At 69.7% G+C, this 25149-nt stretch carries 24 protein-coding genes and 1 pseudogene; 6 read left to right on the top strand and 19 right to left on the bottom strand.

The genetic code is table 11. The features are described from left to right. The first annotated feature begins 7 nt into the window (after positions 1 to 7). On the top strand, positions 8 to 817 hold the full coding sequence (locus SNAS_RS33480) for a CPBP family intramembrane glutamic endopeptidase (protein ID WP_013020987.1): 810 nt from the start codon (positions 8 to 10) through the stop codon (positions 815 to 817). On the opposite strand, the gene SNAS_RS28635 is transcribed toward SNAS_RS33480, so the two are convergent. The 5 genes from SNAS_RS28635 to SNAS_RS33470 all read right to left on the bottom strand — a co-directional run bounded on the left by SNAS_RS28635 (position 806) and on the right by SNAS_RS33470 (position 8590). Beyond that, positions 806 to 2011 carry a S8 family peptidase gene (locus SNAS_RS28635; RefSeq protein WP_013020986.1) on the bottom strand — a complete coding sequence of 402 codons (1206 nt, stop codon included), beginning with the start codon at positions 2009 to 2011 and terminating at the stop codon, positions 806 to 808. The genes SNAS_RS33480 and SNAS_RS28635 overlap by 12 nt on opposite strands. A gap of 28 nt (positions 2012 to 2039) precedes the next feature. Further along, on the bottom strand, positions 2040 to 4115 hold the full coding sequence (locus SNAS_RS28630; protein WP_013020985.1) for a HelD family protein: 2076 nt from the start codon (positions 4113 to 4115) through the stop codon (positions 2040 to 2042). A gap of 473 nt (positions 4116 to 4588) precedes the next feature. Then, positions 4589 to 5335: a YcnI family copper-binding membrane protein gene (locus SNAS_RS28625; protein ID WP_052305180.1), complete on the bottom strand. Its 747-nt coding sequence runs from the start codon at positions 5333 to 5335 to the stop codon at positions 4589 to 4591. A 14-nt stretch (positions 5336 to 5349) separates the two neighbouring features. Then, on the bottom strand, positions 5350 to 7959 hold the full coding sequence (locus SNAS_RS33475; RefSeq protein WP_013020983.1) for a copper resistance CopC/CopD family protein: 2610 nt from the start codon (positions 7957 to 7959) through the stop codon (positions 5350 to 5352). 4 nt (positions 7960 to 7963) lie between these two features. Then, positions 7964 to 8590, bottom strand: a complete 627-nt coding sequence (locus SNAS_RS33470; protein WP_013020982.1) for a zf-HC2 domain-containing protein — start codon at positions 8588 to 8590, stop codon at positions 7964 to 7966. 40 nt (positions 8591 to 8630) lie between these two features. On the opposite strand from SNAS_RS33470, the pseudogene SNAS_RS28605 reads away from it, so the two are divergent. From SNAS_RS28605 to SNAS_RS28585, 5 genes and pseudogenes are all read left to right on the top strand, one after another. Beyond that, positions 8631 to 9170: pseudogene (locus SNAS_RS28605) on the top strand (sigma-70 family RNA polymerase sigma factor); the annotation flags it as partial. A 179-nt stretch (positions 9171 to 9349) separates the two neighbouring features. Next, complete coding sequence (locus SNAS_RS28600) at positions 9350 to 9997, top strand: DsbA family protein (RefSeq protein WP_244409184.1); 648 nt, start codon at positions 9350 to 9352, stop codon at positions 9995 to 9997. Positions 9998 to 10006: 9 nt separating this feature from the next. Further along, positions 10007 to 11062 carry a hypothetical protein gene (locus tag SNAS_RS28595; RefSeq protein ID WP_013020980.1) on the top strand — a complete coding sequence of 352 codons (1056 nt, stop codon included), beginning with the start codon at positions 10007 to 10009 and terminating at the stop codon, positions 11060 to 11062. A gap of 33 nt (positions 11063 to 11095) precedes the next feature. Next, positions 11096 to 12046 carry a phosphotransferase gene (locus SNAS_RS28590; protein WP_013020979.1) on the top strand — a complete coding sequence of 317 codons (951 nt, stop codon included), beginning with the start codon at positions 11096 to 11098 and terminating at the stop codon, positions 12044 to 12046. 98 nt (positions 12047 to 12144) lie between these two features. Then, positions 12145 to 13398: an MFS transporter gene (locus tag SNAS_RS28585; RefSeq protein ID WP_013020978.1), complete on the top strand. Its 1254-nt coding sequence runs from the start codon at positions 12145 to 12147 to the stop codon at positions 13396 to 13398. Here the strand turns inward: SNAS_RS28585 and SNAS_RS28580 are convergent. The 14 genes from SNAS_RS28580 to SNAS_RS28520 all read right to left on the bottom strand — a co-directional run bounded on the left by SNAS_RS28580 (position 13395) and on the right by SNAS_RS28520 (position 25097). Continuing rightward, on the bottom strand, positions 13395 to 13742 hold the full coding sequence (locus SNAS_RS28580; protein ID WP_013020977.1) for a hypothetical protein: 348 nt from the start codon (positions 13740 to 13742) through the stop codon (positions 13395 to 13397). The genes SNAS_RS28585 and SNAS_RS28580 overlap by 4 nt on opposite strands. 67 nt (positions 13743 to 13809) lie before the next feature. Then, the gene (locus SNAS_RS28575; RefSeq protein ID WP_013020976.1) at positions 13810 to 15171 is read right to left on the bottom strand and encodes a formimidoylglutamate deiminase; all 1362 of its coding nucleotides are present in this window, start codon (positions 15169 to 15171) and stop codon (positions 13810 to 13812) included. A 118-nt stretch (positions 15172 to 15289) separates the two neighbouring features. Next, complete coding sequence (locus tag SNAS_RS28570; protein WP_013020975.1) at positions 15290 to 16489, bottom strand: allantoate amidohydrolase; 1200 nt, start codon at positions 16487 to 16489, stop codon at positions 15290 to 15292. Between the two features lie 55 nt (positions 16490 to 16544). Next, positions 16545 to 17717 carry a hypothetical protein gene (locus tag SNAS_RS28565; protein ID WP_013020974.1) on the bottom strand — a complete coding sequence of 391 codons (1173 nt, stop codon included), beginning with the start codon at positions 17715 to 17717 and terminating at the stop codon, positions 16545 to 16547. Positions 17718 to 17725: 8 nt separating this feature from the next. Continuing rightward, positions 17726 to 18199: a hypothetical protein gene (locus tag SNAS_RS28560; RefSeq protein ID WP_013020973.1), complete on the bottom strand. Its 474-nt coding sequence runs from the start codon at positions 18197 to 18199 to the stop codon at positions 17726 to 17728. 13 nt (positions 18200 to 18212) lie between these two features. Then, a complete protein-coding gene (locus tag SNAS_RS28555; RefSeq protein WP_013020972.1) occupies positions 18213 to 18728 on the bottom strand; it encodes a hypothetical protein in 516 nt (171 codons plus the stop codon). Between the two features lie 222 nt (positions 18729 to 18950). Then, positions 18951 to 19754: an EI24 domain-containing protein gene (locus SNAS_RS28550; protein WP_083787253.1), complete on the bottom strand. Its 804-nt coding sequence runs from the start codon at positions 19752 to 19754 to the stop codon at positions 18951 to 18953. A 23-nt stretch (positions 19755 to 19777) separates the two neighbouring features. Continuing rightward, positions 19778 to 20524, bottom strand: a complete 747-nt coding sequence (locus tag SNAS_RS28545) for an alpha/beta fold hydrolase (protein ID WP_013020970.1) — start codon at positions 20522 to 20524, stop codon at positions 19778 to 19780. Further along, entirely contained in the window at positions 20518 to 20844 is a 327-nt protein-coding gene (locus SNAS_RS28540; RefSeq protein ID WP_013020969.1) for a DUF2516 family protein, read from the bottom strand. The genes SNAS_RS28545 and SNAS_RS28540 overlap by 7 nt, the downstream gene beginning before the upstream one ends. A gap of 20 nt (positions 20845 to 20864) precedes the next feature. Continuing rightward, positions 20865 to 21710, bottom strand: a complete 846-nt coding sequence (locus SNAS_RS28535) for a lysophospholipid acyltransferase family protein (RefSeq protein WP_013020968.1) — start codon at positions 21708 to 21710, stop codon at positions 20865 to 20867. Continuing rightward, a complete protein-coding gene (locus SNAS_RS28530) occupies positions 21700 to 22698 on the bottom strand; it encodes an NAD-dependent epimerase/dehydratase family protein (protein WP_013020967.1) in 999 nt (332 codons plus the stop codon). Before SNAS_RS28530 ends, SNAS_RS28535 begins: the two co-directional genes overlap by 11 nt. A 12-nt stretch (positions 22699 to 22710) precedes the next feature. Continuing rightward, positions 22711 to 22812 (bottom strand): 30S ribosomal protein bS22, encoded by a 102-nt coding sequence (locus SNAS_RS34535; protein ID WP_013020966.1) that lies wholly within the window; start codon positions 22810 to 22812, stop codon positions 22711 to 22713. Positions 22813 to 22978: 166 nt separating this feature from the next. After that, a complete protein-coding gene (locus SNAS_RS28525; protein WP_013020965.1) occupies positions 22979 to 23188 on the bottom strand; it encodes a helix-turn-helix domain-containing protein in 210 nt (69 codons plus the stop codon). Between the two features lie 145 nt (positions 23189 to 23333). Further along, positions 23334 to 25097, bottom strand: a complete 1764-nt coding sequence (locus SNAS_RS28520) for a M1 family metallopeptidase (protein ID WP_144300670.1) — start codon at positions 25095 to 25097, stop codon at positions 23334 to 23336. Positions 25098 to 25149: the final 52 nt, after the last annotated feature.

The following is a 25149-nucleotide window of genomic DNA, read 5'->3' as shown; positions in this document are numbered from 1 at the left end:
TGAGGTTATGGAAACCATTGCCGCTGTAGAGAATCAGCCCCGACTGCGACCGGGCTGGCGGATACCGCTGACCGTCGTGGGCATGTTCGCCTTCGTCGGCGCCGGAATCGCGACCTCCGCGTTGCTGTCGCTGCTGCCGGTTCCCGGGCCCGCGGTGCGGATCGCGACCCTGACCGCGATGGCCGCCGCCGCGATCGGCGTCGTGTACTGCCTGCGCCGCTTCGTGGACCGGCGGCCGTGGCGCGACCTCGGACTGACCTGGCGCCCCGCCGACGTGCTGCCGCTGCTCTTGGGCGGGGCACTGGCGGCGCTGGTCGTGCTCACCGCGCACCTCGGCGCCATCGCCCTGGGACTGAGCGACTGGCGCCCCACCTTCGAAGACGGCCTGCCGCTGATACCGGGCCTGCTGCTGGGATACCTGATGATCCTGCTGGGCCAGGCCTTCCCCGAGGAACTGCTGTGGCGCGGCTACCTGCTGACCTCGCTGTCGGCGGACTGGCGACGCTGGGCGGCCGTCGGCGCCACCGCGCTGGGATTCGGTGCCATGCACGTGATCTCGAACCCCGGCACCGACGCGTCGCTCGGCTGGCGGCTGCTGTACGCCGTGATGGCCTGCGGCCTGGGCTTCGCCGCCGCCAGCTGCCGCCTTCGTGGCGGGACGATATGGCTGGCGGTGGGCTTCCACGCGGGCCACAACCTCACCGGAAAGGTCCTCAACACCGGCGCCTACGACTGGTCGCTGCTGGTGTCGTTCGCGGTCTTCCTCGGTTTCGGCCTCGTCATGCTGCGCACGGCCCCGCGCCGGTCACCGGGTTAGGAAGTCGATGTTGAGCATCCGGTCGGGACTGTACTTTCCCCGGTCGGTGACGACCTTGGACAGCGCGTGGTCCATGAGCGCCGCCCGAACCTGCTTCGGCGTCGCCCGGGGATGTTCGGCGAGGTAGAGCGCCGCCGCCCCGGCGACGTGCGGAGCCGCGAACGAGGTGCCCGAGCTCTTGATCGACTGACCGAGCCGGTTCTTGGTGCCGACGGCCACGCCCGGAGCGAATATGTCCACACACGACCCGAAGTTGGAGAAACTGGCCTTCCTGTCGTCGCGGCGGGTGGCCCCCGCGACGATGACCGACGGCTCGGACGGCGGCGACTTGCGGCAGGCGTTGTAGGAGTTGTTGCCCGCCGAGACCGCCGTCGTCACGCCAGCGTCCACGACCGCGCCGACGGCGTCGTTGATGGCGCGGTCATAGGCGCGACTGTGGCTCATGTTCGCCACCGACGGGCCCTTCGCGTGCTCGGCGATCCAGTTCAGCCCCTCCACGATGCCCTCGTTGGTGCCGCGCCAGTCCTCGTCCAGCACCCGCACCGCGACGAGCTTCACGTTCTTGGCCACCCCGAAGTTCTGTCCGCCCAGCGTCACCGCGACCGAGGTGCCGTGACCGTTGCGGTCCAAGGCCTTGCCGCCGTCGATGACATCGATACCCGTGGTCGCCCGCCCGGAGAACTCACGCAGGTCCAACTTGAGTCCACTGTCGATGACGTACGCGGTCACGCCCCGGCCCGCCGAGTCGGGATAGCGGAACGACCCGTCGCGGGCGGGAGTGCGCTGGTCGATCCGGTCCAGGCTCCACGACGGCGGCCGCGACTGCACCGAGTCGCCCAGGCCGGTCGTGGTGGTCACCTGGTTGACGTACTCGACCTCAGGATCGGCGGCCATTTCCCGGGCGTCGGCCTCGTCCATGGTCACGCTGAACCCGCCGTAGGCGGCGAAGGTCCTGCGGACCTTGCCGTGGTACTCCTCGGCCAGCGCGCTCGGATCGGCGTCGGACTTCACGATGTACCGGTCCTTGATCGCCCCGGGAGCGTCGTCGGCCAGCACCTGACCCTGCGCGTGCGACCCACCGAACACGACCAGAGCCGTGGTCGCCACGACCGTGGCCAGGCCCCCGACGAACGCCGGTGCCCCGCGCCAGTCGTCGATGACATGCCGAAGTGGACTGCGCCGTGCCGCACACATAAGACCCGAGACTACCGCCGGATTCCGGTCATGTCGGGTCGATGCGGATCATGAGCTGGGTCGCACGGGTCAGCACGACGTAGCCGACGCGGATGGTGTAGTCGCGCACGATCGCGTCGAAGTCGACCACGACCACCGCGTCGTACTCCAGGCCCTTGGACTCCAGTGGACCGACCAGCAGGACGCGCTCCTCCTCGGCGAAGGCGGCGGCCAGTTCGGTCTGCCGTTGCGGGGTGGCGACCACGCCGACGGTTCCCTCCACCTGGGACAGCGCCTCGGTGACCTGCCGCGACACCTCGGCCAGCAGGTCGGGCGCCGCGACGGAGACCTCCTTGGGTTCGATGCCGGTGGAGCGGACCGCCTGCGGGATGTCGGCATTGGGGACCTCGCGGCGCACGATCTCGGCCGCGTAGTCGAAGATCTCGGCCGAGTTGCGGTAGTTGGTGCTCAGGTGGAACCGGTGGCGGGGGCCGCGACCCAGGGCCGCGCGTTCGGCCGCCCGCGACTCCGACGGGTCGGGCCAGCTGCTCTGTGCCGCGTCGCCGACGATGGTCCAGCCCGCCAGTTGGCCCCGGCGGCCGAGCATCCGCCACTGCATCGGCGACAGGTCCTGCGCCTCGTCGACGATGATGTGGGCGTAGCCGTCGTAGTCGGGGCCCCGGTGGGCGCGGGCCGCGCGGGTGAACATGCGGTCCTGGATCGTCGACAGTTCGGCGACCCCGGACTCGCGGTTCGAGTGGGGGGACTTGGGCGGACGGCCCAGGATCTGGTCCAGTTCGTCCAGCAGCGGCACGTCGGAGATGGTGAACTCGCCGGTGCCGAAGGACGTGGCCAAAAGGTTGGTCTCGGAACGGGACAGCACACCCGAGGCCGCGGTGGCGAGCCGGCGCCGGTCGGCGAGCGTCGGCAGGATGTCGGTGGGTTTGAGCAGCGGCCACCATCTGTCGAGGAAGGCCAGGAACTCGTTGCGGCCACCCAGTTCCCGGGAGAACTCGGCGGGCACCAGGTTGTCGATGAGCGGCTTGGCCTGCCGCCACAGCGCCACCAGCAGCGCGCGACCGGCCTCGGTCTTGGCCGCGTTGGGTTTGAGGCCCTTGGCGTGGACCTGGCGGCGCAGCCCGTCCAGCTCCTCGGCCTCCAGCCGCAGCACCTCGCCCTTGTAGACGATGGACAGCTGCCGGGGCGCGTCGACGGGGCGCAGCCGGGCCGCGCGGGCCAGCAGCTTGCGCATCCGTCCCGAACCCTTGACCGCCGCGACGGCGGCGGTGTCGCGGGCCGTGGTCTCCACGCCGGGGAACAGCTCGCCCAGCGAGAACAGGGCGGCGGCGTCCTCACCCAGCGACGGCAGCACCCGTTCGATGTAGCGCATGAACACCGCCGAGGGGCCGACGATGAGGATCCCGGCGCCCTCGTAGCGGCGCCGGTCGGAGTACAGCAGGTAGGCGGCGCGGTGCAGCGCCACGACGGTCTTGCCGGTGCCGGGCCCGCCGGTGATGACGGTGGCGCCACGGCCCGGCGCCCGGATCGCGGCGTCCTGCTCGGCCTGGATGGTGGCGACGATGTCGCGCATCTGGCCGGTGCGCTTGCGGGTCAGGGCCGCCATCAGCGCGCCGTCGCCGACCACGGCCACGTCGGTGGCGTCGTTGTCGAGCAGGTCGTCGGTGACGTCGATGACCTGCTGCCCGGAGCAGCGGATCACCCGGCGCCGGATGACACCCTTGCGGTCGGTGGGCGTGGCCTGGTAGAACGGCGCGGCGGCCGGGGCCCGCCAGTCCAGCAGCAGCGGCTTGTAGGACGCGTCGCGCAACCCGAGCCGTCCGATGTGCCGGGTCTTGTCGTCGTCGGAGTCCAGCCGCCCGAACACCAGGCCCTCGTGCTGGGCGTCGATGTCGGCGACGCGTTTGGCGGCGTTGTAGACGAAGACGTCGCGCTCGAACTGGGCGCCGGGCACCGTGGCCGAGCGGTGTTCGTAGCCCGCCTTCTCCCGGTTCTCGGCGAAGGCCCGCAGTTCTTCCAAACGGTCGTAGACGACGTCGACGTGTTGTTGTTCGACGGCGATCTCAGCGTCCCGGACGCTGGCCTGCCGGGTCGAATTGCGGGTCACGAGGCTCCTTGGGCAGAAAAAACGCGAGCGATCAATTGTACGCGTCGAAGCTGAGCCGAATGAGAGTGATCCGAAGGTCGCAAAATAGCATATATATTCATATGTCTAGTTTTGTCGGATTTTTGACTGACGCCGCCGTGTCCTGGCCATACGGTGATTCCGCGTCTGAATATTGGACGTGCAGGGAGCCGGATTTCTCATTGCGTCCCACACGGGGACCCCTCAATAAGGAGAAACGCATGTTGATTTCGATAGGCGCCACAGTGCTTGGTTGGGGCCACTGGTGCGGGAGCTGCTTCTGGTAGCCGGTTAGACCACCATCCGGCCGGACGACGGCAGTGGGGCAGTGTGCACCGTCGAACCGGCCACAGGGCGGCCTCCCCTTCCAGGTTTCCTCGCGGATACGTCTCACGTCACCTGGCCGACGCTGATGAGAATCCCGGGCGGAACAGGGGAGGCCGCTTACGTGCGTCCTAGGGCTTGGCCGCCGAGCCGCGCTGCCGGGCCAGGAAGGCCAGCACCGCCACGACCAGCGCGATCGCGGCCAGGCCGGTGCCGACCGCCGCCAGGATCGTGGTCCCCGAACCGGCCGCCTCGTCCTCGTCGTCGGCGTGGTCGTCGGCGTCGTCCGCGTCGTCGTCATCCCCGGTGGTGGTGCCGCCGTGGTGACCGCCGCCCTTGGCGGGGGTGATCTTGAGGGTCGGGGCCGGTTCCTCGGGCTCGGAGCCGTCCTCGTTGGGCTCGTCGATCCACTCCGACTTCGACTTGTCGGAGTACGTCTGGATGGTCTTGAAGACCAGCGTCCCCTTGTCGGGCAGCGGGCCCGCGGTGATCGGGAACTCCCCGAACTCGCCGGGCTGGATGCCGGTCTTGTCGCTGTCGGCGGTCCAGATGATGGTGCCGATGGCCTCCTTCACCTTGCGGCCGTGCAGGTCGATGGGCTTGTCGAGCTTGCGGGTCTTGGTCTCGACCTTCCAGCCGTCGATCTTCTTGGTCCGCACCGAGGCCAGCGGGGTCTCCTTCGGCAGGTTGACCTCGACCTCGATGGTGCTGGCCTCGTCGGACTCGTTGGGTACCCGGAAGTCGAGGCGGGCGTAGCTTCCGGCCTCGGCCTCGACGGGGGCGATGGTGACGTGGGCCGAGGCGGGTGCGGCGAAAGCCAGCACCCCCAGCGCCGAGGCCGCGAGGATGGTCGCCGCCCGGCGAACCATGGGATTCATGGATATACCTTTCATCATTTTACGGACACGACCGTTGACACGGTCTCTCTGTCCAATTTCGATATTCGGATCGTGAATTCGAAGGTCCACTTGCCTTTTTGGGGTATGTCGACATCGCCGTTGGTGTGGTTGGGGGACAACAGCGCCAGGTCGAAGGGCACCAGTTCGATGCCGTCCTTCGGGCGGCCGAAGGACGCCTCCCACTCGGTGGCCTCCAGCTCGGTGACGCCGTCCGGCTCGAACAGGTACAGGTGGGCCTCGTTCTTGCCGACGGCCACCGGTTCCAGCTCGAACTGGAGCGTGTACAGGTCGGTCTTGAAGGTCTTGGAGAACGTCCGCGGGCCCTGCTCGGCGCCGCCGCCGACCGCGCTCTGGGCGGGCACCGCCTGCACCAGCACCGACGACAGTCCCAGCACGAGGGCGCCGATCAGCAGTTCGGTGAGGATCAGCCGCCGCACCAGCGGCACGGCGGGCTTGTCACCGATGTGTCGCACGGCCTTGCGCGCCAGCGCGGCGGTGCCAAGGACGACGGCGAACAGCGCGATCTTGGCGATCACGAGCCAGCCGTAGGTCGTGGACACGAGGCCCTTGACGGTGCCGACGTGGATGAGCGCCTGTGCCAGCCCCGCGATCGCCAGGCTGGCCACGATCCAGGTGGCCCAACGGGACCAGGTCGGCAGGAAGGCCTCGGCCTCGACGGTGCGCGACCGTTTCACGAGGAAGAACGCCAGGGTGAGCAGTCCGCCCAGCCACACCGTCGCGGCACCGATGTGGACGGTGTCGGACAGCACGGTCAGCGCGGGTGCCGCCGACGTGGTGGCGTGCCCGGAGACCGGCCAGGTCGCGGCCAGCGCGGTCGCGACGGCCAGCAGCAACCAGCGCGTCCCGGACGACAGCGCGGGAGCCACGGCGCGCGGCCGACCGTCCACGACGGTCAGAGCCGGGGCGGTGCGGGGCTCGGCCATGGCGCCGCCATCGGCGGGAGCCTCGGAAGCCGCGTCGCTGGCGTCGGTCTCGCCGCCGTCGGCTCGCGAGCCGTCCGGCTCGATGTTCTCGGCTTCGCTGGCGCTCGCCGCCGCGACCGGGTCGTCGCCCGGCTCGCCGCTTTCGGCTTCGCTGGCGCTCGCCTTCCAGCCGTAGGTCGTGGACACGAGGCCCTTGACGGTGCCGACGTGGATGAGCGCCTGTGCCAGCCCCGCGATCGCCAGGCTGGCCACGATCCAGGTGGCCCAACGGGACCAGGTCGGCAGGAAGGCCTCGGCCTCGACGGTGCGCGACCGTTTCACGAGGAAGAACGCCAGGGTGAGCAGTCCGCCCAGCCACACCGTCGCGGCACCGATGTGGACGGTGTCGGACAGCACGGTCAGCGCGGGTGCCGCCGACGTGGTGGCGTGCCCGGAGACCGGCCAGGTCGCGGCCAGCGCGGTCGCGACGGCCAGCAGCAACCAGCGCGTCCCGGACGACAGCGCGGGAGCCACGGCGCGCGGCCGACCGTCCACGACGGTCAGAGCCGGGGCGGTGCGGGGCTCGGCCATGGCGCCGCCATCGGCGGGAGCCTCGGAAGCCGCGTCGCTGGCGTCGGTCTCGCCGCCGTCGGCTCGCGAGCCGTCCGGCTCGATGTTCTCGGCTTCGCTGGCGCTCGCCGCCGCGACCGGGTCGTCGCCCGGCTCGCCGCTTTCGGCTTCGCTGGCGCTCGCCTTCGTCGTAACCGGGCTGTCGCTCGGCTCGGCACTGTCGGTCGAGTCACCGTCGGCTTCGGCTTCGGCCCGTCGGACGTCGGCGTGCACGAGATCACTCTGACCAGAGCTCTCGGCCGCGACGGTTCGGGTGCTGCTCGCGGCGACCGGCCGTCGCCTGCTGGTCATCGCGTGCCGCAACAGCGGCAGCGCGATCAGCACCAGCAGCAGCCGAGCCATACTGGCGCCGCCGAACCGGCTGCCCAGGACCGAGCCGATATCGGCGCCGGTAACACCGAACAACGATGTCCCCGCGGTATAAGGCGCCTGCAAATACAGGCCGACAACCGCCGTCGCCGCCACCAGGCTCAGCCCCACGACGGTGAACCGCACCGCCCCGCGCCGGGAACCCGCGTTGCCCGCCAGCAACAGCAGCGACGGCCCCAGCACCAGCAGCAGCCCCACGTAACCGAGGAACCGGTTGCCGTAGACCAGCCAGGTCACCAGCGGATCGGCGGTGTTGCCCGGATCGGCGGCCTCGGGCACCTTCGATTCCTTACCGATCGAGAAGGTGAAACCGCCGGGAACCGGATGCCCGTCCGCCGAGATCACCCGGTAGCTGACGACGTAGGTGCCGTCCGGCAAACCGCCGCGCAGCTGGTACCGAACCTGCTCGCCCTCCGACTTCGGGGTGGCCGCGTGCGCCTTGGACCCGTCCGGAGCCGTGACCCCGGTACCGGACGCCACCACCGAGACCGGCTCGCTGAACTTGATGACCACCTCGTCGGGCGCCTCGGGAACCGTCTTGTTCGCCTGCGGCGTCGACGACACCAGCGTGGCGTGCGCCGAGGCCGGGACCGCCGACAGCACCAGCACCGCCGCGACCGTGATCAGGCCGAGCAGCGCCGCCGTGGCACGACGCGACAGGGATGCGACCGGGGAGCGCATCGGTTCAGGCCGTGACCGTGCGGGCGGCGGCCGAGCCGTCGCGGGGATGGACCCGGCCCAGCGCCCACAACAGCACCGCCTGCACCGCCGCCACGATGTGGCCGGTCTCGTCGGCCAGCGCCGTGGCACCCGAGGCCATGTCGATCCCGCTGGTCACCGCCAGGCACAACGCCAGCACGCACGCGACCGGGACGAAGGCGCGGGCCCGTTCCGGCCGGATCGCGGCCAGCAGGAAACCCACCGCGACCGCGATGTCGAAGGACGCCATCTCGCGGCTGGCGTGCACCGCGGAGAAATCACTGAATCCCGTGGCCGCCATCAACGCCGGAATCGCCAGCACCAACTGCGCCACCGCGGCGATGCCCACCGCCCAGCGCAGCACCCGCGCCCGGGCCCGAGCGCGAGCGTTCGCCGCGTTGTCGGCGGCGCTGACCGCCTCCAGCACCCCGACCGTCAGGTCCGGGGTCGACGCGAACGCGGTGCTCGCGGTCCGGGTCAGGGCCTCGGCCCGCTGCTTCCAGCCCCGGCACTCGACGCAACCGGCCAGGTGCAGTCGCAACGGTTCGGCCTCGGCGATCGGCTCGCCGTCCAGCTGTGCCGACAGCGCGGCGCGCGCATTCGTACAGTCCATGCCGGGTAGTCGCCGCGGCGGCACGAATAGTTCCCGATTAATGTTTGGTTTCGTGAACCCCCCGCCACATTGCGAGACCACCCGGCTGGCGCTGGCCGCGCGCGGCGGCGACCCGGTAGCGGTCGCGGCCTTCGTGCGCGCCACCCAGACCGAGGTGTGGCGACTGTGCGCGGCACTGTCCGATGTGCACACCGCAGACGATCTGGCGCAGGAGACCTACCTGCGGGCGCTGAAGGCGCTGGCGTCCTTCGAGGGACGCTCCAGCGTGCGCACCTGGCTGTTGGGCATCGCCCGACGGGTGTGCGCCGACCACGTCCGGCGGCTGGTGCGCCGCCGCCGCCTCGACGCGCGACTGCTCGACAACGCGCCCCGCACCGTCGAGGGCGACCCGGCGGTGAGCCTGGCACTGACCGACCTGCTGGCGCGGCTGTCGTCCGAACGCCGCTCCGCCTTCGTGTTGACGCAGGTACTGGGGCTCAGCTATGCCGACGCGGCGGTCGTGGACAATGTCCCGGTGGGCACGATCCGCTCCCGAGTGGCCCGGGCCCGCGAGGAACTGCTGGAGGCGTGGCGCCAGGCAGCGACGGTGTTACGGCCCCGCAATCGCGCATGGCCCTGCCTTTCACAACGAAATGAGAACCCAGATCAATGGCTAAACGGCACGACAAGAAACAGGAAGCCGCCAAACGCATGCGTGAGCAGCGCGCCCGTGAACAGCGGCGCAAGCAGCTCAAATGGGGAATCGGCGTCGGTTTGGCAGTGGTACTGGTGGGAGCGCTGGTCGCGACCGTCATGATCATCTCCCGTGACTACCCGGTGCGCCAGCCGAAGGCGGATTCCACGAAGACGGCACTGGTCCTGGCCGAGAAGGACAAGAAACCCAAGGTCAAGCTGGAGCTGTACGAGGACTTCATCTGCCCGGCCTGCGGCAAGTTCCAGACCGACAACGGCGACGCGATCCAGCAGGCCGTCGAAGCCGGACAGGTCGAGCTGACGTTCCACCCGCTGAACTTCCTGGCGGGCGCCTCGTCCACCAACTACTCACTGCGCTCGGCCTCGGCCGCCACCTGCGCCGCCGACGAGGGCAAGTTCTTCGACTACGAGAAGCAGCTGTTCGCCAACCAGCCGCCCGAGGGCGGGGAAGGCCTGTCCGACAAGGAACTCATCGGTTTCGGTGAGGACGTCGGACTCAGCGGCAAGTTCTCCAAGTGCGTCAAGGACCAGAAGTACTACGGCTGGGTCAACCAGGTGACCACCGCCGCCTCCGACGACGGCATCGACAGCACCCCGACGGCTCTCATCGACGGCAAGAAGGTCGAGACCAAGAACTTCACCACCGAGTTCGCGAAGGTTCTCAAGGAGGCCTACCCGGACTCCGAGAAGGACGATGAGAAGAAAAAAGACTAACGTAGCGTCATGACGCGAACCCCGGCGAGCTGGCGATTCATCGCGCTCGCCGGGGTTCTCTTCGCCCTGCTGTGGCCGGGAACCGCCGCCGCGCACGGGGAGGAGGGCCTCAACGACACCGACTACCGGGTCACGGTGACCGAACAGCCGCGACTGCCCGGCGTCGAGGTGCGCGAGGTGGAGGCCGGGGCCCGGCTGGAACTACGCAACACCGGCGACCGCAGCGTGGAGATCCTCGGCTACGAACGGGAACCGTACGCGGAGATCCGGCCCGAGGGCGTCTTCGTCAACGTCAACTCCCCGGCGTCGTATCTCAACGAGACCACCGACCCGGACGCGCGGGTGCCAGCCGCCGCGTCCCCGGCGCTGGCGCCGGAGTGGGACAAGGTCTCCGACGAGCCGGTGATCCGCTGGCACGACCACCGGGCGGGCTGGATGAACGCGCAGCCGCCGCCGGTGGTGACCGCCGACCCGTCCCGGCCCCACAAGGTGCTCGACTGGGACATCCCGCTGCGCTCGGGCACCCAGCTGTACACGGTGTCGGGCACGGTGGAGTGGGTGCCGCCACCCGCCGCCGCCACCTGGTGGGCCGCGGCGCTGCTGCTGGCGGGCGGGCTGTTCGTGGCCACCTTCAAACCCGCCGACCTGCGTCCGGTGGCGGGCCTGGTCGGAGTGCTGGGCCTGGCCGCGATCGCCGACGCCGTCGGCCGCGCCGTCACCTCGGCCGAACTGGAGACCGGCTGGCTGGCGGCACTGGTGGTCAACCAGTCCTGGCAACTGCTGGCGGGCGTGGCCGGGGTGGGCGCGGCGGTCTACGCGCTGCGCCGCGGCTCGGCCGCCGACCTGGCGCTGGGCATCGCGGCCGCCGCGCTGGCACTGCTGTCGGGACTGTCGCATGTGTCCTGTCTGTCGGCGGCGATCACCCCGACCCCGTGGGGCGGCGATCTCACCCGGGTGTTGACGGTCGCGGCGCTGGGAGCCGGAACCGGTGTCGCCGTAGGCGTCCTGGCCCGGATGCGGCAACCCGGCCGCACCACCGACACGGCCGGGGCATCGACGGCCTGACCGGCGCGGCCATCGACGTGGCAGGATGTGCCGATGTCCGAATTCATGTCGCCGGAGCAGTTGGCCGATCGCACCGAACGAGCGCTCACCGCCGCCGCCGAAGCGGGCCGGGACCTCGGCCTGGAGGTCACCGAACCGACGGTCCTGTACGACTCGTTCTCGGTCGTCGTCCACCTCAAGCCCTCGCCGGTCGTGGTGCGGATGCCGACCGTGCTGCCGACGTTCCTGACCGACCTGGACACCCAGTCGCAGCGGCAGCGCCTCGAACTGGACGTGGCCGGTTGGCTGGCGCGGCAGGGGCTGCCGGTCGTGACGCCCAGCCCGCTGGTGCCCGCCGAACCGGTGCGGCGGAACGGGTTCTCAATGACGTTCTGGCAGTTCGTCGAGCACGACCAGTCCGCCGAGCCGGACTACGTCGCCAACGCCGCGGCGGCGGCGAAGCTGCACCATAACCTGCGCGACTATCCCGGGCAACTGTCGTTCATGTCCGTCCTGGACATGATTCCGTCCTGTCTGGACGAGCTCGGCGCGATGCCGGAGCTCATCGACGCGGCCGATCTCGACCGGGCCCGCGCGGAGTGGGAACTGCTGGAGCCCGTCCTCGGTTCGCCCGAGGGATTCGCGCGCGCGTTCCCCGACGCGGAGGTGCGGCCGATCCACGGCGACTCGCCGCCGTTCAACATGATCCCGACCGCCGACGGCCTGCTGTACTCCGACTTCGAGGATCCGACGCTGGGCCCGGTGGAGTGGGACCTGACCCTGGTGGGCCCCGACGGCGAGGCCGCCTACAACGAGGCGGCCCAGGCCCTGGGGATGCGGACCCTGGACGAGCGGCTGTTGGCAGTGCTGACCTCGACGCGGATGCTTCAGGTGGTGGCGTGCCTGGCGATGGTGCCGCAGATGCCGCCGATGCTGGACGGCCTCAAGGAAGCGATGGAGCACTGGCGGAACCTGCCGCTGGCGGGCGGCCTGGGCGAGGGCTGACCCCGACACCTAAGCACTGTGGACATCTGACGGGCCGGTGACCAGGCTCACCGAGAACGAACTGGAAAACAGTACGTCCGTACTGCTAGCGTGAGCTCATGCCCCCAGCCTCGACCTCCCGCCTCAAGAAGCTGCTTCCCGACCCCGGACCCGCCCGCGCCCTCACCTACGCGACCCTCGTGTTCTCCACCGGGCGCGGACTGTTCATGACCGCCTCGGTCGTGTTCTTCCACAAGTCCGTCGGGCTGACGGCCACACAGGTCGGCCTGGGGTTGACGATCGCCGCGGTCGTCGGGCTGTTCGCCGGGGTGCCCATGGGGTGGCTGGCCGACAAGATCGGGCCGCGCAACATCTCCGTCACCTTCGGACTGCTGGCCGCCGCGAGCCTGCTGGGCTACTTCCTCGTCACCTCGTGGCTCGGCTTCGTCCTGGTCGCGAGCCTGGTGGCGTTCCTGCAAGCCTCGCAACAGGCCTCGCGCGGCGCGCTCATCGCCGGAAGCGTCCCGCCCGAACAGCGGGTGCGCACCCGCGCCTACCTGCGCGCGGTGACCAATGTGGGCTGGACGATCGGCGCGCCGCTGGCGGGCGTCGCGCTGTACTACGACACCCGGCCGGTCTACCTGGGACTCATCGCCGTGGCCTCGGCCCTGATCGGCGGCGGCGCCCTGCTCATCCTGCGGGTACCGTCACTGCCGCCGCTGCCCGCCGCCGCCTCGGAGTCGATCGTCACGGCGCTGAAGGACCGCCCGTACCTGATGCTGACCGCCCTCAACGCGATCCTCACCGTCCACTACGCCGTGTTCAACGTGGCGCTGCCACTGTGGATCGTGCAGCGCACTGAGGCCCCCGCCTGGATCATGGGCGCGCTGGGCGTCATCAACACGGTCATGGTGATCGCGCTTCAGGTGCGCGCCAGCCGAAGCAGCGGCACCGTCACCGGCGCCGCCAAGGCGCAGCGCACCGCCGGGATCCTGCTGCTGGGCGGCTGCGTCCTGTACGCGCTGGCGGCAGGACGGTCGATGTGGTTCGCGGTCGTGATCCTGGGCCTGGGCGTCCTGGTCCACGTGATGGGGGAGCTGTTGCAGGCGTCGGGAAGCTGGGGCCTGTCCTTCGATCTGGCCCCAGCCCACGCGCAGGGCCAGTACCAGGGGTTGTACAACACCGGATTCCAGATCGCCGACATCATCGCCCCCGCCGTGCTGACCACGATGCTCATCGGCTGGGGGCTGCCGGGCTGGGTCCTGTTGGGAGCCGTGTTCGCCCTCGTCGGGCTCGCCGTGCCGCCGGTCGCCCGGTGGGCGCAGCGCTCCCGGCCCGTGACGGTCGAGGCGGTTCCCGTTGCCGCGTCCTAGGTCCAGGACGTGAAGAACTTCGGCAGCCTGGGCAGTGTCGCCTCCTCCTCGTCCGACTTCTTCTCGGGTTTGCTGCGGTTGCGCCGGGGCAACTGGTTCAGGCCCACCGCCGAGGCGAAGATCAGCAGGCCGTTGAGGAACGCCACCACCCAGGTCAACGCCCCGTCCCCGGCCACGAACGCGGCCGTGTAGGCCAGGGCCATCGCGATGGCCAGCGAGATCCACTTGCGGTACTTGTCGAACTTCGGGCCAGCGAAATAACCGATGACGTTGGGAACCAGCACCGCCGCCGCGGCCGACCCCTGGAGGGTTATCAAGCTACTGAAGGAGAACAGCTCGTTCATGCGTCAAGTGTGGAGCGGACGCGCAAACCGGCGCAACCCTCCGTTCGGGTGCGGACACGCGCGAACGTCAGTCCGCGAACAGCGCCGAGACGACGGACGCCAGCTCACCGGCGACGTCGTCGACCATCGTGTGCCGTCCATCCTCGACGATCACCTCGCCGCCCGACACGACGTGCGTGACGTCGCAGGCCGAGGCCGCGAACACCACCGCCGCGACGGGGTCGTCGGCACCAGCCAGCCGCACCGAGGACGTGTCCACGGCGACGAAGTCGGCGTAGTGGCCCTCGGCGATGCGCCCGGCGCGCCGCGACAGGCCCGCGCTGGCGGCGCCGCCCTCGGTGGCGGCGGCCAACAGCGCCGGGGCGCCGTGGATGCCGCGCCGCTGGGTGGCCAGCCGCTCGTTCAGCTCCACCGCGCGGGCCTCCTCGAACAGGTCGATGACGGCGTGCGAATCCGAACCCAGCGACAGCGGTGACCCGGCGGCACGCAGCGCGGCGGCCGGTCCGATGCCGTCGGCCAGGTCGCGTTCGGTCGTGGGACAGAAACCCGCGATGGTCCCCGAATCGCCCAAGAGCCGGATGTCGGCCTCGGTCAGGTGGGTGGCATGCACGGCGGTGGTCTCCGGGCCCAGCACCCCGGTCTCGGCGCACAGTCCGGCGGGGGTGAGGCCGTGGACGGCCACGCAGTCCTCGTTCTCCTTGACCTGTTCGGACAGATGAATGTGGAGCGGCGCGTCGTGTTCCCGCGCCCACCGGGCCACCGCGCGCATCGCCTCGGGCGGGCAGCCCCGCACCGAATGGATCGCGACGCCGAGGGCGTCCGGCCCCGGACGGGCCAGCTTGACGGCCTCGACCCGCTCCAGCCACGCCTCGATCCCGGCGTCCCCGAACCGCCGCTGCGGCCCCGACAGCGGCGTACCGGACACATCGGACTGGAGGTAGCAGGTGTCCAGGTACACCAGGAACATCCCGGTCTCGCGCGCCGCCTGCGCCAGCGCCTGGGGCATCGCGGCCGGGTCCTCGTAGGGCACCCCGTCGGGACCGTGGTGGACATAGTGGAACTCGCACACCGTCGTGATCCCGGCCAGCGCCATCTCGGCGTAGACCGCCCGCGCCAGCGCGCGATAACTGTCGGGATCCAGGCGCCGGGCCACGGTGTACATCTGCTCGCGCCAGGTCCAGAAGTCGCCGCCACCACCGTGGGTGCGGCCCCGCAGCGCCCGGTGGAACGCGTGCGAATGCGCGTTGACCAGGCCCGGCATGACGAAACCCGGCAGCCGCACCGCGTCGGCGGGCGCCGCCTCACCGACGACGACCGACTCGATCATCCCGGCGACGACGTCGATCCTGACGTTCTCGACGAGACCGTCGGTACTGGACAGCCAGGCCCGTTCGGCGAAGTACGACCGCTGCGGCAGATACCCGGTCATGATGGCGAAGCCTTCCTCCACAGGCCGAATGTTGTCCACAGCGCTCGGCCGCCGGGCTCGACAGGCCGCGCGTGGCCCGTTCTACGATCAGAAGTGGGGAGGAGGATGGCGGCCCCCTTCACGCGGCCAGCTCCCTCAGGACGGTGGCGAGGGCGTCAGCCCCCGCCAGGCAGTCCGGCATCTCGGCGTTCTCGGCGGGGGAGTGCGACACCCCGGTCGGGTTGCGCACGAACAGCATCGCCGTGGGGATCGACGCCGCCAGCACCCCGGCGTCGTGCCCGGCGCCGGTGGCCAGCAACGGGGCGCCACCCAGGACGCCCGCCAGCCGGTCGCGCAGCGGCACGTCGAAGGCCACGTGCGGGCTGTAGGACTCGCGGCTGACCGTCACCGAGGTGCCGTCCCGGCCCGCCCGCTCCACCGTCGCCTGCTCCAGTTCGGTGACGACCTGCTCCAGCGCGGCCAGCTCGGGGGCGCGCGCGTCCAGCCAGGCGCGCACCCGCGACGGGATCGCGTTGGTGCCGTTGGGTTCGCACACGATCCTGCCCACAGTGGCCACCGCCCCGGCCAGCCGGGCCTTCTTACGGGCGGCCAGCACCGTGTTGGCGTAGGTCAGCATCGGGTCGGCCCGGTCCTCAAGCCTCGTGGTCCCGGCGTGGTCGGCGCGGCCGGTGAAGTCCATCCGCCAGCGCCCGTGCGGCCAGATCGCCTCGGCCACCGCGACCGGCGCGTCCATGTCCACCTGGGCCCGGCCCTGCTCGATGTGCAGCTCCACGTACGCGTCGATGCGCGACAGCAGCCGCTCGTCGCGGCCGATCGCATCCGGGTCGGCGCCGATCGTGGCCATCGCGTCGGCCAGCGTCACCCCGTTGTCGTCGGTCAGCGCCCGCGCCGCCTCCGGCGTGATCGCCCCCGACAGCAGCCGCGAGCCCAGGCACGCGACGCCGAACCGGGCGCCCTCCTCCTCGGCGAAGGCCGCCACCGCGATCGGCTTGCCCGGCGTGAAACCCGCCTGGCGCAACAGATCGATGGCGGCGAACGCGCTCACGATCCCCAGCGGACCGTCGAAAGCCCCGCCGTCGGGCACCGAGTCGAGATGGCTGCCGGTCGCGATGGCCCCACCGGCGTCCGCGTCACCCCACCAGGCCCACAGGTTGCCGTTGCGATCGGTCTCGACGCTCAACCCCCGGCTGGTGGCCTGCGCGGTGAACCACGCCCGGCACTCCAGCTCCGCCGGGGTGTACGTGAACCGCCGGTAGCCGCCGGTCCCGTCGAACCGGCCGATCGGCGCCAGCTCCCGCCACATCTCCTCGAACCACATGTCGTCGAGGCTAACCGGGAGGTCGCGGCGCTGGCGCGTGGAGGCCGCACCCCGGTCAGGACGCGGCGACCGGGTGGGTGAAGCCGGTCGCGGGGTCCTTGAGGTCTTTGAGGTCGGTGCTCATGTCGAGCATCGCCGGACGCCTCGGGAAGAAGGCGTTGTCCTGCGACTTCCCGCCGTCCTTGCCGGTGACCTTGTTCTTCTCGACCATCTCCGAGTTGGCCCCCAGCTTCTTGGCGAACGCCTCCTCGGAGTCGGTGACCGTCTTCTCGCGTTTGGTCAACGCCTCCTTCATCTTCTCGATGACGCCGTCGACGTCGGAGGCCAGCAGCTCGATCTTCTCCGGCGCCGGGATCAACGGCGAACCGGCGGCGATCGCCGAGCTGATGCCCACCACGATCGTCCAGTTGCCCGCCGCCATCGCCCCGCTGATCACCGCGGGGCCCGAGATCGGAAGCGTCGACACACCGGCCGCCACGGTCGCGGCGGCCGCGATCAGGGCGAAGCCGGTGGCCATGCTGGAACCGGCGCAACCGCCGGTGCTCTTGCCCGCCTCGACCCCCTCGATCGCCAGTTTGGCGTTCTTGGCGATGTTGCCCAGTTCCTCGCGCCCGGCGCCGTAGATGTCGCGCGCGGCCACCGCCGCCTCGTACAGGGTCTCGGCGACGACGGCCTGCCTGCGGGTCACGTCGGGTATCTCCGACAGATACCGCTGGAAGCCGTCCGCGAAGTGCCCGCTCCAGTCGCTGGTGAAGCCCATGCTCAACCGGATCGGCTGGTCGACCGCCGAGGTGCCCGGCGCCACCGACGTGGGGGTGCCCGCCGGGACGTTGGCCGGATCCTTGGCCTGGCCGACGTTGACGAAGTCCTTGGTGAGCTTCTGCGCGGAGTCCACAAGGGCGTCGAAGTCGTGCGGTTCCGGCATCAGGTATCTCTCGAACTCGCCGGGAATCCACTGGTACCCCGATTCGAGCGTCGCCCAGTCCTTGGCCGTGCCGAGGTACCGGTTGTCCTCGCCGATGCCGTAGTCGCCGTACTTCCCCTCGGGCTGGTACGTGTTCATGGCGCCGTTGGCGTCGACGGCGAGCTGGCCCGCCCACTCGCTGCCGTGCCCCGTCTTGGGGCACATCCGCAGTTCCTTCTCGCCCTTGACCCGGATGGCCGCTTCCCTTACTTCCTCGGCCATCTGCTTGATCTGGTCCTTCGACGGACCGTACTTCACTCCCACGAATACTCCTATTCGCCCCGGTCGTAGTTGGGGTTGTCGCGCAGTCCGCCCGGACCGTCGTCCTTCGGCTTCGGGCGTTCACCGGGTTCGACGACGTCCTTGTCCCGGTAGTCGCCGTTCTGGTATCCCTGGACGGTCTCGTTCATGGCCGAGCCGATCTGCTCGGCGTTCATGCCGTCGTTCTTGGCGAAGGACTCCCGGGTCCGGTCGAGCACGTCGCACACGTCGTAGAGGTTCTGCGCCGAGATCGACATGACGTCCTGGAACTGGCCCAGCAGTTCGGTCCACGCCGCGGAGATCGGGCTGGACGCGTAGGCGGTGCCGTTGTACAGCGTGTCGTTGAAGGCGTCGGTGTGGTTTCCGGTCTCGGTGGCCTTGTTCGCCATTCCGACGTAGACGTTCGCGGCCTCCGGCAGGAGCACGCGGGAGCACAGCCACAGCTGTCCCAGCTCCAGGCCGAGGTTGTTCTCTTTGTCGCCCAATGTATTTCCTCTTTCAGCGCGGCGCGCGCAGGCCCAGATGCCGTTTCTGCAGCTCGCCGATCTTGATGTTGTGGTCGTTGAGGATCCGGTCGACGAGCTTCGACGCCTCGCGGCAGAAGTCGGCCTCGGAGAGCTCGGCCAGCGTGCCGTCCTTGATCTCGACGGTCCAGTGCAGCAGTCCCTCGGCCTGCGCGCGCAGCCGTCGGTTCGGCGAGAAGGCGCGGGCGACGAGTTTCTCCTGGGCCTGGCGGTACCGGCGCCGGTTGGCGTCCCAGTCCTCCGAGGCCGGTTCGGTGGAGCCGGTGACCGACTGGATGACCTGGTTGAGGCCACGCCGATAACCGGTGAAGACCAACGGTCCCAATTGCGACAGTTGATGTTGGAGCGCGTGCCGGGAGTACGCGCGGTAGGTCCCGGGACGGAACTGGATTTCCAGCGTCCGGCCGCCCGTGAACGCGGCCATGATGTTGTTGTCGGGGGAGGTGGCGCGGACGACCATCCTGTCGACCCGGTCGGTTATCTCGCCCATGGTGGGGGTCCTTCACTTCAAGGCCACGGGGCTGGAGGGTTTCCGAGTAAACGTTAACACCGTCGGCAATTCTCCAGATGTATTCGGGCACAAGGGATTCCGGCTGCGAAAGTTCACAATTCACAGTGAGGTACGGCAACGGTAACAATTGCCGCGTCGGATTCCCGTGGTGAAGTCGTCAGAAAAACGTCAAAAAGCGCGGACGCGTCCGTCCGCGCTTCGCTACCGCTGCGGAGGGTAGAAGTTCGACGGCGGCGGCACGTGGGTCGGCTGCTGTGCGGGCCGCTGTACGTTCTCGCCCAGCACATCGCGGGCCAGCAGCGTCGATCCGGCAACGGCGGCGGGCATGACCAGCACCGCGCCCAGCGGGATCAGGAACAGCAGGAACACGCAGGTGCCCAGGCCGATCGCCAGTCCCCGGCGGCGGCCCAGCATCCGGCGGTACTGCGGGTAGCGGTGACCGCGCCGCTGGAACGCGTAGCCCGACAGCTCGACGCTGAGGAACCAGCCCCCGACCAGCGCCCCGATGATGATCGCCAGCACGGTGCCCACGACCGGGACGAAGCCCAGCGCGAACAGCAGTACGCCGATCACGATCGACTTGCCGAGCATGCGCAGGTTGTCGCGCAGCGAGATCGAGATCGCCTTCCAGATGCCGCGTTCGACGACCGGCGCTCCGCCCAGCTCGTCGTCGACGGCCTCGGCGATCTTCTCGTAGAACGGGTCGCCGATCAGCAGCGTCAGGGTCGTGAACACCAGAATGGACAGCCAGATCGCCAGCGCGAAGATGACGACACCGGCGAACACCTGGATCGTGGTCTCCAGCCACTGCGGCCAGCTCTCGGCGAAGCCGGTCATCCAGTCGGTCAGGTCGGTGATGCCGAAGCCCAGCCCGATCAGGGCGCCCAGCAACAGCAGCGCCGCCAGCAGTGCCGGGATCGCGCCGAACAGCATCAGTTTCGGACGGCGGCCCCACATACCGAAGCCTCGGGCCAGGTATCGCACACCGGCAGCCAGATCACGCATGGCAAGACCCTAGCGTGGCCAGGTCACGAGTTGAGAAAGTGTCCAATGCGTTCGCGCAGTTCAGTTCTGTGGGTCCACATCACATTCGGGTCCTCGAATATGTGCAACCGTGACGACGGGAGCAGTTCCGCGAGCCGCCGGGCGACCGCCGCCGGATGCGCCGCGTCGCCCTCGCAACCCAGCACCAGTGCCTCGGCCGTCACCCGCGACAGCGCGGCCGGATCGGCGACCGCGACCTGTCCGGCCAGCCGGGCCGGGATGCCGCGCATGCTGGGCTGGCACAGGATCTTGGCCCGCGCGGCGGCGTAGGCGCGCCCGGCCGGGGTGTCGCGCACCGAGGCGGGCAGTTCGGCGGCGATGAGCGCGGCCGCCGCGTCGCCGTCGCCGTGCGCGACCGCCTCGTCCAGGGCCGTCAGCCGCAGCCGGGCCACATCGGCGCGGGGTTCGTCGACGACGGCGGGCAGGAAGAACACCAGCCGGGCGAAGCGGTCGGGGGTCTCGGCGATCAGGTGGCACAGCGCGCCCGCGCCCATGCTCACCCCCAGCGCCCGGGTGGCGTCGTGCTCGTCGGCCACGGCCCGCAGGTCGGCGGCCAGGACGGCGTAGTCGAAGCGTTCGACGGCGACGCCGTCGTGGGCGCGCGCGGTGTAGAAGACCTTGGTGCCGTCCACGCCGCTGCCCAGCGGCCGGGTGTCGGCGATGTCGGCGCCCAGCCCGTGGGCGAACACCGTCACCGGCTCGCCCGAGCCGCGCACCAGGGTGGTCACCACGGGTTCGAGCCGAGGTCCCGGATCGCGGGGCGGATGTCCAGCAGGTAGACCAGTGAGGCGATCAGGCCGATGATGCCGATCAGACCCAGCCCGGCCCCGACGCCGCCCCCGCCGATGCCCAGCATCGACAGCAGGATGCATCCGGCGAGGATGCCCAGCCACAGGCCCTTGGTGAGCGGCCCGACAGCGGGGAAGGCCGAGGGTTTCTGCAGCGCACAGTGCAGCAGGGCGGCCAGCGACAGCAGCGCCGCGACGGCCGAGATGCCGAACTCCGTCCAGCCTTCGATGACGAGCACCGCGGGGAAACCGTTGATCTCCATGCACCAAGCCTAAACGGCGATCACTGGAACGCGGGGCCGCGCCGCTTCAGCAGCTCACGCAGGGTCCCGGCGATGGTCTCCTTGACCCGGTCGGCGAGGTTGAAGACCTCCAGCGGGTCGTCGGCCAGGTGCGCCATCCCCTCGGTGGGGATCGGCTCGCCGAAGTCGATCATCCACTTGCTGGGCAGCGGCACCGCGCCCAGCGGGCCCAGCAGCGGGAAGGTCGGGGTGATGGGGAAGTACGGCAGCTTCAGCAGCCGCGCCAGCACCGGCACGTCGCCGATGATCGGGTAGATCTCCTCGGCGCCCACGATCGACACCGGGATGATCGGGGTGCCGGTGCGCAGCGCCGTCGACACGAAACCGCCGCGCCCGAAGCGTTGCAGCTTGTAGCGATCCCAGTACGGCTTGCCGATGCCCTTGGTGCCCTCGGGGAACACCCCGACGACCTCCCCTGCGCCCAAAAGCCGCTCGGCGTCGGTGTTGGAGGCCAGCGTCGCGCCCAGTTTGCGGGCGTACTCGCCCAGCACCGGCGACTTGAACACGAAATCGGCGGCCAGCAGCCGCAGGTGCCGCTGCGCGGGGTGTTCGTCGAACAGCGCCAGCTGCACCATCATCGCGTCCATGGCGATGGTGCCGGAGTGGTTGCCCACCAGCAGTGCCGCGCCCTTGTCGGGCACGTTGTCCAGGCCGGAGGTCTCGACGCGGAACCACTTGCGGTACAGCGGCCGCAGCGCCCGGAACGCGACCTGCTCGGTCAGCTCGGCGTCGAAGCCGAACTCGTCGACCTCGTAGTCGCCGGTCATGCGCTTGGTGAACAGGTTGGCCAGTTCCTCCAGCGCCTCGGCCACACGGTCAGCGTCCACTGTCGCTCCTCTTGTCGCGGGCGGACGCACCGGTGATGCTCTCGCCGCCCAGCACCGACATCAGGGCGTGCCCGGTGACGAAGTCGTCGAAGGCCTCGCTGGTGGGCCGGGGGGTGATCCGGTACGTCTGGGTCAGGTGACCGCAGTCGACGACGCGGCCGAACTTCAGGAAGTCCAGCTGGTCCAGCGAGAAGTCCACCAGGCCACGGCCCTTCGCCACGGCGGCGAAGCCGCGCAGCAGCAGTTCCGGGGTCGGCGCGGCGACCCGCCCGGCCCGCCGGATCGACTGCGACAGCAGCAGCGCGCCGGGACCGGCCACGTTGTAGACGTCGGGACGGCCGCGGGGGGCGCGGTGGTCGTCCAGGGTCACCTTGTGCAGCACGTCCAGCGCGTCCTCGATGTGCAGGAACTGCACCCGGGGGTCGTAGCCCAGCACCGTCGGCACCACCGGCAACGAGAAGTACCGGGTCAGTGAGGTGTCGGAGGTGGGCCCCAGCAGCGGCGCCAGCCGCAGCACCGTCACCGAGGCGTTCTCGCGGCGGCGCGCGAAACCACGCGCGTACGCCTCGACCTCGGCGACGTCGGAGGCGAACTCGCCCCGGGGCGCGGCCCGCAGTTCGGTGTCCTCCGTGAATACCGCCGGGTCGCGGGCCGACGCGCCGTAGGCGGCGACCGAGGACTTGACGACCACCCGGCGCACCGATTCGGCCCGCTGGCACGCGGCCAGCAGGTGCATCGTGCCCAGGACGTTGGATTCCTTCTGAGCGGTGCGACCACCGGCCCGCACCGCCGAGGCGGCGACGGCGGCGTGCACCACGGTGTCGACACGTTCTTCGGTCAGGATCCGGCTGAGGTCACCGTTGCCGTCCAGGGAGTCGGTGTCGATGCCGAAGACCCGTTTCACCCGTTCGTCGGCCGTCAGGCGCGCCACCAATCGACCGGCGAGATACCGGTCGGCACCGGTGACCAGGACGGTCGTGGGGGTCATAGGCGTTGAGGGCTACTTGCCTTGGCGGCGACGCTGCACGCGGGTTCGCCGCAGCAGCTTGCGGTGCTTCTTCTTGGCCATGCGCTTACGCCGCTTCTTGACGACCGAGCCCATAGATTTTCCTCGCAGTTGTTATTGAGTGACACGGGAACGCGCTGTCGTGCGACCGAACCAGCGGACGCGCTGTGACAGCAACCCGCTAAGGCTAGCGTGGTGACGCATGTCAACGCACGCCGGGCGAGATCAACCCCGGCGGGGGCCACCACGCTAGCAGCCAGCCCTAGACGCCGCGTTTGTCGTCACGGAACGTCGTCGCCAGGTACTCCTGCACGGCGTGCTCCGGCACCCGGAACGACCGGCCGACCCGGACCGCGGCGAGGCTGCCGGCGTGAACCAGGCGGTAGACGGTCATCTTCGACACCCGCATGAGTTCGGCCACCTCGGCGACGGTCAGGAATTTGACCTCTTCGAGCAGACTGTGTGTACTCATCGCACATCCCACCAATCCCATTCGCGGACAGCCGGGGTCACCCGGCGCCCACGACACACCCCTTTTGGTGCGTCGATTACCAACAGTAATGTGGTATGGCGTCCGGTGGCTATGGTTCCGGGTGTTAGACGAGTTACGGACGCGCCTAAAGCACCTCTTTTTTCACGTATTTCTTGCACTCTTTGAGGATGTCCTCGTACGACTTGTCGAAGGACTCCTTCGCGGCTTCCTCCGGGTCGTCGCCCTTGCGGGCCACCCGCTCGAAGAAGTCCATGAACTTGTCCTTGCCGTACTCGTCGTACAGGTAATACGTCCAGTAGAAGGCGACGCCGTACTTCGCGGAGCCGTACGGGTCGTTGCCCTCGGGCGCGATCAGCTCGCCGTCCCAGGAGCTGCTCTTGAGGAATTCCTTGGCCTGCTTCTCGCGCGGGTAGTCGTCGATCTTCTCCTTGGGATCATGATCGATCAGCTCGGCGATGCCCTCCGACAGCCACCAGTCGGCGTTCTGGTCCTTGGGGGTGTGCGGCGGGCTGTGGTGCAGCGTCGCCACGTGACCCAGTTCGTGCCGCACCGTGGCCTCGAACTCCTCCTTGCCTTCCTTGCCGAAGTCCTTCTCGATCTGCTTGAGCCGCTCGGCGAACAGGACGACCTCCGAGCCGCCCGGCACCGGCTTGCCCTCCTTGTCGATCTGCGGCAACGGCAGCGCGAAGCCGATGGCCTGCTGCGGCAGACCCGAACCCAGCCCGTACCACTTGGCGATGTCGGCGTCGTCGCCCAGGAAGATCACGTACTTGTCGACCTTGCCGTAGACGGCGTACTTGTCGGCGTTCTCGGCCGCCGCCTCGGCGATCTCGAGGGTCTCCTTGACGTCGTAGTCGTCGGAGGCGTTGTCGGTGGCGGCCACGACGGCGCGGTCACCGGCCTCGGCCTTGAGCTCCTCGACCTCCCAGGGACGGGCGCCGATCGAGAACTGCGAGCTCTCGTCGGGTTTGGTGGACGACTCGCTGACCTGGGTGGCCAGCAGTTCCTGGTCCTGCCAGCGCCACTGGGTGTCGAAGATCATCCCGGTGGGGGCGCACTTGCCGCCCTTCTTGGCGCCGAAGCAGTAGTTGAGGCCGACCTTGACGGTCCACTCCGAGTCGCGGCCGTTGGGGTCGCCGATGATCTGGTAGTCGAAGTTCGAGACCTGCAGCGCCTTCAGCGAGGTGTACTGCTTCTTCATCTGGTCGTGGATGCTGCTGTCGTAGGCCGACAGCCAGGTGTCCTCGTCGCCGTCCAGCAGGCCCTCGGCGGATTCGTCGAGCAGGACCTCGGATTTCTCCTTGATAAACGCCTCGGACGGGGCCTCGCCCTCGGCCGGTGCCGGGATGGCGCCCTCGGCGAGCTTGCCGCCCTGGCCGCCCAGTGTGAAGCCCAGGATCATCGACACACCCGACAGCAGCACCGCCGCCAGGATCAGCGCGACCAGGCCGATCGAGCGTTTGGACGTCGTGGCGCGCGGCGGCGGGAAGCCGGGCGGGTACTGGCCGGGCAGTCCGGGCGGCGGGAAGCCGGGGGTAGGTGCCTGCGGCATGCCGAACCGGGCGGGTTGCCCGAACTGGCCGGGCTGACCGTACTGTCCCGGCTGACCGTATTGCCCGGGTTGTCCGTACTGGGCCGGGCTGGCCGGGGCGCCGTACGTCGTGCCGGGGGGCGTGGGCTGCGTCGGGGTCTGCGGCGGCCGGGGTGCCGGGATGTGCGGGGCCGCCGCGGGCTGCTGGGGAGCCGGTTGCCGCGGCTGTTGTGGCTGCTGGTTCGGGACAGCGTCGGGTGGCCCCGAGCGCTGCGTCGGGGGCGCCCAGGGGTTGTCACTGGGACCCGGGACGGGTGGCTGCTGGGGTTGGCCGGGGGGTGGCGCACCATAGGTCACTGCATCACAGTATGAGGCACTCGCAACTGACCACAACCCTCGGGATTGCGAT

Origin of the sequence: Stackebrandtia nassauensis DSM 44728, from assembly GCF_000024545.1 — a bacterium.
GTDB lineage: Bacteria > Actinomycetota > Actinomycetes > Mycobacteriales > Micromonosporaceae > Stackebrandtia > Stackebrandtia nassauensis.
This window is presented reverse-complemented; position numbering and strand designations above follow the sequence as displayed.

Excerpts from the sequence above, each read along its gene's own strand:
- SNAS_RS33480 (WP_013020987.1), top strand. The coding sequence starts at position 8 with ATGGAAACCATTGCCGCTGTAGAGAATCAGCCCCGACTGCGACCGGGC.
- SNAS_RS28635 (WP_013020986.1), bottom strand. The coding sequence starts at position 2,011 with ATGTGTGCGGCACGGCGCAGTCCACTTCGGCATGTCATCGACGACTGG.
- SNAS_RS28625 (WP_052305180.1), bottom strand. The coding sequence starts at position 5,335 with ATGAATCCCATGGTTCGCCGGGCGGCGACCATCCTCGCGGCCTCGGCG.
- SNAS_RS33475 (WP_013020983.1), bottom strand. The coding sequence starts at position 7,959 with ATGCGCTCCCCGGTCGCATCCCTGTCGCGTCGTGCCACGGCGGCGCTG.
- SNAS_RS33470 (WP_013020982.1), bottom strand. The coding sequence starts at position 8,590 with ATGGACTGTACGAATGCGCGCGCCGCGCTGTCGGCACAGCTGGACGGC.
- SNAS_RS28595 (WP_013020980.1), top strand. The coding sequence starts at position 10,007 with ATGACGCGAACCCCGGCGAGCTGGCGATTCATCGCGCTCGCCGGGGTT.
- SNAS_RS28590 (WP_013020979.1), top strand. The coding sequence starts at position 11,096 with ATGTCCGAATTCATGTCGCCGGAGCAGTTGGCCGATCGCACCGAACGA.
- SNAS_RS28585 (WP_013020978.1), top strand. The coding sequence starts at position 12,145 with ATGCCCCCAGCCTCGACCTCCCGCCTCAAGAAGCTGCTTCCCGACCCC.
- SNAS_RS28580 (WP_013020977.1), bottom strand. The coding sequence starts at position 13,742 with ATGAACGAGCTGTTCTCCTTCAGTAGCTTGATAACCCTCCAGGGGTCG.
- SNAS_RS28575 (WP_013020976.1), bottom strand. The coding sequence starts at position 15,171 with ATGACCGGGTATCTGCCGCAGCGGTCGTACTTCGCCGAACGGGCCTGG.
- SNAS_RS28570 (WP_013020975.1), bottom strand. The coding sequence starts at position 16,489 with ATGTGGTTCGAGGAGATGTGGCGGGAGCTGGCGCCGATCGGCCGGTTC.
- SNAS_RS28555 (WP_013020972.1), bottom strand. The coding sequence starts at position 18,728 with ATGGGCGAGATAACCGACCGGGTCGACAGGATGGTCGTCCGCGCCACC.
- SNAS_RS28550 (WP_083787253.1), bottom strand. The coding sequence starts at position 19,754 with ATGCGTGATCTGGCTGCCGGTGTGCGATACCTGGCCCGAGGCTTCGGT.
- SNAS_RS28540 (WP_013020969.1), bottom strand. The coding sequence starts at position 20,844 with ATGGAGATCAACGGTTTCCCCGCGGTGCTCGTCATCGAAGGCTGGACG.
- SNAS_RS28530 (WP_013020967.1), bottom strand. The coding sequence starts at position 22,698 with ATGACCCCCACGACCGTCCTGGTCACCGGTGCCGACCGGTATCTCGCC.
- SNAS_RS34535 (WP_013020966.1), bottom strand. The coding sequence starts at position 22,812 with ATGGGCTCGGTCGTCAAGAAGCGGCGTAAGCGCATGGCCAAGAAGAAG.
- SNAS_RS28525 (WP_013020965.1), bottom strand. The coding sequence starts at position 23,188 with ATGAGTACACACAGTCTGCTCGAAGAGGTCAAATTCCTGACCGTCGCC.